At 49.1% G+C, this 7,723-nt stretch carries 7 protein-coding genes; 5 read left to right on the top strand and 2 right to left on the bottom strand.

What is annotated here, in order from left to right; genetic code table 11:
- The 5 genes from Q5866_RS20450 to Q5866_RS20470 form a co-directional block, all read left to right on the top strand.
- Positions 1-211 (top strand): hypothetical protein (locus tag Q5866_RS20450; RefSeq protein WP_368502071.1); only part of this gene is annotated, 211 nt, incomplete at its 5' end.
- A 59-nt stretch (positions 212-270) separates the two neighbouring features.
- Positions 271-2,190, top strand: coding sequence for a long-chain fatty acid--CoA ligase (locus tag Q5866_RS20455; protein ID WP_303182220.1), 1,920 nt, complete (start codon positions 271-273; stop codon positions 2,188-2,190).
- Between the two features lie 74 nt (positions 2,191-2,264).
- On the top strand, positions 2,265-4,121 hold the full coding sequence (gene ispG, locus Q5866_RS20460; RefSeq protein WP_099291792.1) for a (E)-4-hydroxy-3-methylbut-2-enyl-diphosphate synthase: 1,857 nt from the start codon (positions 2,265-2,267) through the stop codon (positions 4,119-4,121).
- Complete coding sequence (locus Q5866_RS20465; RefSeq protein WP_099291793.1) at positions 4,114-5,463, top strand: MATE family efflux transporter; 1,350 nt, start codon at positions 4,114-4,116, stop codon at positions 5,461-5,463. Before ispG ends, Q5866_RS20465 begins: the two co-directional genes overlap by 8 nt.
- A gap of 78 nt (positions 5,464-5,541) precedes the next feature.
- A complete protein-coding gene (locus Q5866_RS20470; protein WP_303182216.1) occupies positions 5,542-6,165 on the top strand; it encodes an AAA family ATPase in 624 nt (207 codons plus the stop codon).
- Between the two features lie 75 nt (positions 6,166-6,240).
- Here the strand turns inward: Q5866_RS20470 and Q5866_RS20475 are convergent, their stop codons facing one another.
- Together Q5866_RS20475 and Q5866_RS20480 are read right to left on the bottom strand one after the other, a co-directional pair.
- Positions 6,241-7,023: a 4Fe-4S binding protein gene (locus Q5866_RS20475; protein ID WP_303182217.1), complete on the bottom strand. Its 783-nt coding sequence runs from the start codon at positions 7,021-7,023 to the stop codon at positions 6,241-6,243.
- 14 nt (positions 7,024-7,037) lie between these two features.
- Positions 7,038-7,319, bottom strand: a complete 282-nt coding sequence (locus Q5866_RS20480; protein ID WP_303182218.1) for a hypothetical protein — start codon at positions 7,317-7,319, stop codon at positions 7,038-7,040.
- Positions 7,320-7,723: the final 404 nt, after the last annotated feature.

Genomic DNA, 7,723 nt, shown 5'->3' on the forward strand with positions numbered 1-7,723 from the left:
TATTGGCTTGACGAGCATCGTTGGCATATCACGAATTGTTACATGGAGAAGAAGACGGAAAGAATATTACGGGATGCCGGGATGGGTGGCAGGACAGAGTAATCCTATTTTGATGGATAAAGAATACGTTTTTAAATCCGATAAGGGCTATCGCGTGTACGATCGTTTCATGGAATTGTGGTTGCAGGCATTGCCTTATGGTAACTTATGACAACGAATGAAGCGTTTTGTTCGTAAGAATGGAAATTCTTTGTTAGCTTTGTGGGTATGATGAAAGATATGAAGACGATTATAGACTTATTCGAGAGAAGTTGTGAAATGTTTCCCGACAGACCTTATTTATGGGAGAAGAAGGACGGGGAATACAGGGCGACGACGTACACGGGGGTGAAACGGGAGGTGATGAACTTCGCCGGGGCATTGTGTATGTTGGGGTTGGAGCGTGGCGAGAGGGTGGCGTTGTTGAGCGAGGGGTGCAATAAATGGGCTTATTCGGAGCTGGGGATGTTGTATGCCGGGGGGGTGAACGTGCCGTTGTCGATTAAGTTGACGGATGGGGAGATTGTGTTCCGGATAGAACATTCACAAGCGAGGTTTCTGGTTGTTTCGTCGAATTTCCTGAACCGGGTGAAAGGGATTGAAGATCGGGTACAAGGCGTGGAGAAGATTATCGTGTTGGATTCCGCGGTGAACGAGGGGCGTTATATCGGTTTCGAGGAATTGCAGCGGAAGGGAGCGGAATGGTTGGCGGGACACCGGAACGAACTGGACGAAAGGGTGAAGGCTATCGACGAACGTGACCTCGTGAATATCTCTTACACGTCGGGGACGACTGCCGAGCCGAAAGGTATCATGCTCTCGCACCGGAATTACGTGACTAACGTGTTGCAATCGGATTCGCTTATCCGGATACCGGATTATTATAAAGTGTTGCTGTTCCTGCCGTGGGATCATAGTTTTGCCCACACGGTGGGGCTTTACTCGTTCATGTATAACGGGGCTTCGGTCGCGTCGGTGGATTACGGGCAATCGGGAATGGAGTATTTGCGCAATATTCCCGTGAACCTGCAAGAGGTGCAACCTCATATATTGTTGAGCGTTCCGGCGTTGGCAAAGAATTTCCGTAAAAATATAGAAGCGGGCATACGGGCACAAGGACGTTTCACGGAACGTTTATACCGGACAGGATTAAGGCTCGTTTATAAATACAACGGTTTCGGGGACGACCGGGGCAAGGGATGGAGATGCTTGTTGAAACCTCTGGTGAAATTGTGGGACGCGGTGTTGTTCTCGAAAATCAGGAAACAGGTGTTCGGGAGAAATTTGCGCTTCTTTGTCGGGGGCGGTGCCTTGTTGGATATTGAGTTGCAACGTTATTACGCGGCATTGGGCGTGCCGATGTTTCAAGGCTACGGGTTGTCGGAGGCATCCCCGGTGATTAGTTCCAACACGCCCGGGCGCCACCGTTTCGGTTCGTCCGGAACGCTGGTAAAACCGATGGATATCCTGATTTGCGACGAGGACGGGAAGCCGTTGCCTCACGGGCAGAAGGGGGAGTTGTGGATCCGGGGTGGAAACGTGATGGAAGGATATTGGCGCAACGAGAAAAGCACTGCCGAAACGATTGTCGATGACTGGTTGCACACGGGTGATCTGGGATATCTGGACGAAGCGGGTTGGCTGTACGTGCTGGGGCGGTTCAAGTCATTGCTGATCGCGAATGACGGGGAGAAATATAGTCCGGAGGGTATCGAGGAAACGATAGCCGAGCAATCCGGGTACATAGATTATTGTATATTGTATAACAATCAATCGCCTTACACGGCGGGGTTGATCGTGCCGAATAAAGCCGCCTTGCGGGAATATGTCGGGAAACGGAACATGGAACCAGATTCCCCGGATTCCTATCGTTTGATGATAAAGAAGTTGCAGGAAGAATTGATGGCTTACCGGGTTGGCGGGCGCTATGCTAATTTGTTCCCGGAAAGGTGGTTGCCCGCGGTGGTGGCTATCCTGCCCGAACCGTTGACAGAGCAGAACGGGATGATAAATTCCACGATGAAAGTGGTAAGAACTCGGGTTTATGATCATTTTAAAGAAGAAATCGACTATCTTTACACCCCGGAAGGGAAGGATATGGCGAATAGGCATAACCTTCAGAATCTGAAAAGAATAATGAATAAAATTTAGAATTTAGAATTTAAAATTTAGGATGTAGCGTGATGGGAATCTAAAATCTAAAATTTAAAATCTAAAATTAAAACATGGGTCGTCGGAAAACAAAACAAGTAAAAGTCGGTGATATTTATATCGGGTCGGAGTATCCGGTGCGCGTGCAGTCTATGTTGAACACGGACACGATGGACACGGAGGCTTGCGTGGAGCAGGCGATACGGATTATTGACGCGGGAGGTGAACTGGTGCGTATCACGGCTCCCGGGGTAAAGGAAGCGAAAAATTTAGCCAATATACACGCGGAATTGCGCCGGAGGGGGTACACTACACCGCTTTCGGCTGATATACATTTCAACCCGGAGGCAGCGATGGAGGCGGCGAAACACGTGGAGAAGGTACGTATCAATCCCGGTAATTTCGTCGACAAGCGCGCCACGTTCCAGACGTTGGTTTACACGGACGAGGAATACGGGGAGGAGTTGCGGCGGTTGCGGGAGAAGTTCACTGCGTTTCTGGACGTGTGCCGGGAACACGGCACGGCGGTGCGAATCGGTACGAATCACGGCTCCCTGTCTGACCGGATTATGAGTCGCTACGGGAATACGCCTGCCGGAATGGTGGAGGCGACGATGGAGTACTTGCGCGTGTGTCGTGACGAAGAGTTTGATAACGTGGTGATCTCCTTGAAGTCCAGCGATTGCCGCGTGATGGTGGAGGCGGTGCGTTTGCTGGTGCGGCAGATGGAAAAAGAGGGGATGGATTACCCGTTGCACTTGGGAGTGACGGAAGCGGGAGAGGGGGAAGACGGGAGGATTCGCTCGGCAGTAGGTATCGGTACTCTCTTGAACGAGGGATTGGGCGATACTATCCGGGTTTCACTGACGGAGGAACCGGAACGGGAAATTCCCGAGGCATTAGCTTTGAGTATATTATGTAGTCGCGTTGACGTGGGTGTGGAACCTGTTAAGTTAGACGGGTGTTATTCGCGCCCGGTGCTTGTCGCGGATATATCCAAGGTGGATTGCATAGACGAAGCGGTGATGGAGAAATTGGATTTTCACGTGGCAGCGGTGAATGATCCGGTGTACGGCGATATGTTGCGAGGGGGAGTACGCGCCCCGGAGATTATTTATACCGAGGCACTGGGACCGGAATTGACAAAATTGCCGGATTCGGTGACCGTGGTCGTGCCTTTCGAGATGATAGATGTGGCGCATGTTTATAACCGTAAGGCGGCAGCGTTAATCAGTGACAAGGAGTTTCTTCGCCTTTCGCGTCCCGTGGAGGGAGATGGTATTTTCGTGGAGGTGCGTAACGGGAAGTTCATGAATGCCGATTTGGCGAGAAAATTGAAGGAGAATAAGTCGGCTGTCGTGGTGCTTACCTTGGATGTGGCTTCTGTTGCGGTGTACCGTGTTTACTTGGGGGGGCTTGAACGTTTAGGTATTGAAAACCGGGTGATTATTCGCTTGATATCGAAAGAGAAAGATGTATCGACGCTTCGTTTGTTGGCGGCGGCGAATTTGGGAGGTTTATTCTTGGATCGATTGGGATACGGGTTGTGGTTGTCTTGCACCGGGGTGCCGGACGCGTTCTATGGCGTGCAGTTGAGCCGGGATATTTTGCAATCGGCGGGAGTGCGCCGTTATAAAACGGAATTTATCAGTTGCCCGGGATGCGGACGGACGTTATATAATTTGCAGGAGTCGGTGGCACGGGTGAAGGAGGCTTTCGGGCACTTGAGCCGTTTGAAAATAGCCGTGATGGGATGTATTGTCAACGGGCCCGGGGAGATGGGTGATGCCGATTACGGTTACGTGGGTGCCGGGAACGGGAAGGTGAACCTGTTCCGCGGGAAAGCGATGGTGCGCGTGGGTGTGCCGGAAGGAGAAGCTATTGAAGCGTTAAAACAATTAATTATAGAAAGCGGAGATTGGAATGACTGATGTAAAGGACAGCGCTCCACTTGTACTGGGAACGGAGAAAATCGGGAAGTTGCTGATGCAATACGCGATTCCCGCTATTATTGCCATGACGGCATCTTCGTTGTACAACATGGTGGACAGTATATTTATCGGGCATGGCGTGGGACCGTTGGCTATCGCGGGATTGGCTATCACTTTCCCGTTGATGAATCTGGCGGCGGCGTTCGGTTCGCTGGTGGGGGTGGGTGCCTCGACACTGGTGGCTATCAAGCTGGGGCAGAGAGATAAGGAGAGCGCCAATCAAGTGTTGGGCAACGTGGTTTTGATGAATGCTATTATCGGGTTGGTGTTCATGACGGTGGCTCTGGTGTTTCTTGACCCGATATTATTGTTTTTCGGGGCGAGTCCCGATACCTTGCCGTATGCCCGGGAATACATGGAGGTGATTCTGGGAGGTAATCTGGTTACCCATATTTACATGGGGCTGAATGAGGTACTGAGGGCGTCGGGCTACCCGAAGAAGGCGATGACGGCGACGCTGATGGCGGTGATAGTGAATTGCGTGTTGGACGCATTGTTTATTCTCGTGTTCGAGTGGGGAATAAGAGGGGCGGCGTTGGCGACGATTGCGGCTCAGGTGATATCTTTGAGTTGGCAGTTGCATCACTTCTTCGATAAAAAGAGTTTCCTGCATTTCCAACGAGGCATATTCGGGTTGAAACGGCATATTGTCGGGGGAATGTTGGCTATCGGGTTATCGCCGTTCCTGATGAACCTGTGTGCCTGTTTTGTGGTTATTCTGATCAACAAGAGCCTGAAAGCTCACGGGGGAGATTTGGCTATCGGGGCTTACGGTATCGTGAACCGGGTGGTCTTTTTGTTTTTGATGATCGTGATGGGGTTCAATCAAGGGATGCAGCCTATCGCGGGTTATAATTTCGGGGCTCGGCAATTTGATCGACTGAAACAGGTATTGAAATACACTGTCTTTTGCGGGGTGGCGGTGACGACTATCGGTTTTTTGGCGGGGCAGTTGTTCCCGCGGCCGATTATCTATCTTTTCACGTCGGACGCGGATTTGACTCGTATCGCGGTGGAAGGGTTGCGTATCGTGTTGATATTTTTCCCCGTGGTCGGCTTCCAGATGGTGACGTCGAGTTTCTTCCAGTCCATAGGGATGGCGAAGAAAGCGATCTTCTTGTCGTTGACCCGGCAATTGCTGTTCTTGATCCCTTCACTGTTGATTTTCCCGAATTTCTTCGGCACGGTAGGAGTCTGGATGAGTATGCCCGTGGCGGACGCCATCGCGACGGTTGTGGCGGCGTTGATGTTGAGGTGGCAATTAAAACATCTGAATGTGTAAATAAATTTGTACATAATGGACGACAGGTTTGGGAAAAAAACGGTAGTTTTGTAGAAGAAATAGCTTAAAGATAGACTTATGGAGAATTTTGTTATTACCGTCGGACGTCAGTTCGGTAGTTGCGGCAAGGAAATAGGGCACGCCTTGGCGAAGCGATTTAATATTGCTTTCTACGATAAGGAGTTGATCGCGTTGGCTTCCAAAGAGAGCGGACTTTGTCAGGAATTTTTTGAAAAGGCGGACGAGAAAAATTCGGGGAATCTCTTGCAGGCTTTTGCTGCCGGGTTTACGTTCGGGCCGTTCCAGTACAATGATTTCCTTTCGAACGATAAACTTTTTCAGATACAATCGGATGTAATCCGGAAAGTGGCGAATGAACACTCCTGTGTCATCGTGGGGCGTTGTGCCGATTATATTTTGCGGGAGAACAAAAGATGTATCAATATATTTATCCATGCCGATACGGAAGAACGGGTGAAAACCGTGATGAATCGCCAGCATATCCCGGAACAGGACGCCCGCGAACTGGTGCGCAAGATGGATAAGACACGTCCTAATTATTACAATTTTTATTCGGATAAAGAGTGGGGTGTTGCCGCGTCCTATCATCTGTCGGTGGATTCTTCCCTGCTGGGGGTGGAGGGAACGGTTGATTTTATCGAACAGTTCGTGAAGAGAGCGCTGAATGACGAAACAATTTAAGATTTATGATTTCGGATTTACGATTTAGGATTGGGAGTAATCTTAAATCGTAAGTCCGAAATCATAAATCTTAAATCATATAAACGTTTCCGGTTCTTTTCTGTCGTGAAAATTCTTGAACAGAAATTCCGTGAAAGGGGTATTGAATATTCTTGCCCCGTTCGGGTACTCCTTAACACAGGCACAACATTTTATGCAGGTTTCGGGGGCACTCTCGATTTCTTCTTTTAGTTCGATCGCTTCTGTCGGGCAAATTTCTATGCAATATTGGCATTGTGTACACAATTCATAGACGGTGGACGGTGTTGCCGGTGTTTTGGGGTTATTCTCTTTGTACGGGAAATTACCTTTCACGTGTAATGGCGGAATTTCGTCCGGTTGGTTGAACTCCTTCAATTTCAGGATGATGGTTTTACCGAAGTTTCGTGCAATTTCAGTGTCCGCGGCGTCCGGTCTGCCCGCCGCTGTCGGCATTTCTGCCGTGCTGTAAGAATGTTCGCCGATAAATGCACCCCCGGCGACAGGTATAAATCCTTGTGCTTTCGCCCAATCACGCAGTTCAATCAAGGCATCCTCGTAATCCCGGTTGCCGTATAACACGACAAGTACGGCAGGAGTGGAGTCCCCGTGCAAGTGTTTCAATCGTTCGAGAGCCGTGGGGGCAACCCGTCCCGCGTAGGTAGGTACCCCTATGATCGCCAGAGTATCGCGGATCGTGATCTCTTGATTCGCCGTCGGGTAAGTCAGTTCAATTTCTTTATTCACGGGAATATTCATTCCCTCCGCGATGGCATGCACGATTTTGCCGGAAGTACGCGTGGGGGAAAAATACACGGGTTGGATGGTGTTAAGATGCATGATTGTTTATGTTTTTATTTAAATATCCAAAATGCCAAGAGGGCAAGCAAGAGTATAGAGCCTAAAAATATAAAGGTGAAGCGCAGGTAATATAGCTTATCAGCCCGTTCCTTGAGCGCAAATTCTTTTTCAGCTTGTTCCAATTCCTCTACCGAGAAATTTTTTGAATAGGGAGAATGTGATTTCTCTCGTATCGTTTCAAGGAGGTTTTTGCTCCTTTCACGTCGCCGCCGGAGTAATGTCTGGTTTTGTTTGATGCGCTGATTCATGTCAGCCATGTGTCCTTCGCCGCCCATAACTTTGTCTTTTTTTAGTTCTGAATGAATATTGTAAATGTATAAAATTATTAGCAGAAATCAAATTATTATCCGGTAATATGTTAGATTATTATTTATTCTGTATTATGGAATTTGTCGTGAATAAATGACTTTTTCACGGTGGCTTCCCTGTCTTTTGTCTAGCCTTTCCTGCAGGATTGTCGCTCCCATGGACGTATCATGAACGAATCATGAACGTGGCATGGACGTCGGAGAGCGTTTTTGCTTCGCTGGTGGCTGGTCTTTGGTTGGTTGTTTCCCCGGGCAACCCATGTACATTCCCTCGAGTATCGCCGGTCATGGTATTTCCAACGTGCTACAATCTAGCCTGTTGTAAAAAACTTAAAAAATAGTGGTCAGAAAATTTGGAAAAAGGGAATTTC

It is taken from the genome of uncultured Butyricimonas sp. (assembly GCF_959596855.1).
Taxonomy (GTDB): domain Bacteria; phylum Bacteroidota; class Bacteroidia; order Bacteroidales; family Marinifilaceae; genus Butyricimonas; species Butyricimonas muris.